Source organism: Kurthia populi, from assembly GCF_042686175.1.
Lineage (GTDB): Bacteria > Bacillota > Bacilli > Bacillales_A > Planococcaceae > Kurthia > Kurthia populi.
Genome location: NZ_JBHUOR010000011.1, coordinates 1 through 1,412 on the forward strand (window position 1 = coordinate 1; position 1,412 = coordinate 1,412).

At 33.8% G+C, this 1,412-nt stretch carries 2 protein-coding genes; one reads left to right on the forward strand and one right to left on the reverse strand.

Annotated features, from left to right (window positions below):
- Nucleotides 1-320: transposase (locus ACFSY7_RS02165; RefSeq protein WP_380146638.1), on the reverse strand; the 320-nt coding region annotated here is incomplete at its 3' end.
- 160 nt (nt 321-480) lie between these two features.
- Here ACFSY7_RS02165 and ACFSY7_RS02170 point away from each other — a divergent pair.
- Nucleotides 481-1,412 (forward strand): DUF262 domain-containing protein (locus ACFSY7_RS02170; protein WP_380146637.1); only part of this gene is annotated, 932 nt, incomplete at its 3' end.

The following is a 1,412-nucleotide window of genomic DNA, read 5'->3' on the forward strand; positions in this document are numbered from 1 at the left end:
ATTCGTTCAATGAGGTGGGCAATCTCCGTCATCGTAATGCCTTTTTGAAACAAGTGAATGACCGTATTTTCAAGCGTATCGTTCGAGCGTTTATACGGCGCAATCGTCTGTTGACGAAAATCGCCATTGCGATCACGTGGGATTTCAAGCTTTAAGTCGCCATACTCCGTGTGCAGCGTGCGTTCGTACACACCATTTCGTGAGTTGCCAGAGTTAAAGCCGATGCGATCGTATTTTTCATCGTCCAAAAACGCCGTTAACTCCTGCGCTAACAGCGTATTGACCGCTTTTTCAAGATGACTACGAAAAACTTCACTGATATTGCCATTTTGCNGTTTTTTTCATTTACACAAAATATTTTACGCTCTCCCACATTGTGATACAGTGGTTTGAGTATAATGAACAATGAATACCTAATAAAAATTGTTATATCAACTAATGATATAAGTGTAATAAAAATTAGTTTAAGGATGAGTAGCTATGGCATTAATTGAAGAAGAATTAAAAATCGTAAAAATTCAAGAATTGCTCAATAAGAAACTAATTTTGCCATCATATCAACGTCCATACAGTTGGAGTACGCAATCAACAAATACATTGTTTTTAGATACCTATGAAGCATTTAAAAACGGTATGAATGAATATCGACTTGGTTCTGTGATCTTACATAAAGAAGAGAATGGTACAAACTACAATATTGTAGATGGACAACAACGTTTAACTACTTTGTCTATATTGTTGTATTGTCTAGGTGACTTAACACAAAGTCTGCTTCAAGAGAAATATAATAAATTATCTAATGACGCCATTGTCATGAATTATAGGATTTTATCTAAGCGTACGGGTGAACTTGATAAAGATGAACTTGAAAATTATAAAGAATATCTTACAAATCAATGTACGATAGTTCAAATTGTGACCGATAGTGAACAAGAAGCATTCCAATTCTTTGATTCACAAAATTCTCGAGGTAAAGAATTAGATCCACATGATTTATTGAAATCCTATCATTTGCGTGAGATGGTAAATGACGATGAACATGTCAAAATGAAAATAATTAATCGTTGGGAAGATTTGAGTCAGAATGATCTTAGAGATTTATTTAGAAATTACTTGTACCCTGTGACGCAATGGTACAAGCGAAAAGAAGGATTAGGTTATTCATCTAATAAAATTGATGCGTTTAAGGGCATTAAAAGCTCCAATGTTTTTAATTATGCCATTTATCATAAGGCGAGTAATTTATTTATAGAACAGTTCAATTCTAACGGTAGTAATGAACTGTTATCATCTAATGAGTTAAATCAGTATAAATGTCAACTAATCTATGTACATAAACGCTTACTTAAAGGTGCACAAAATCACGCATCATCAGATGCTAAATGGTCTTTTAAACGATATGAATCTCCAAC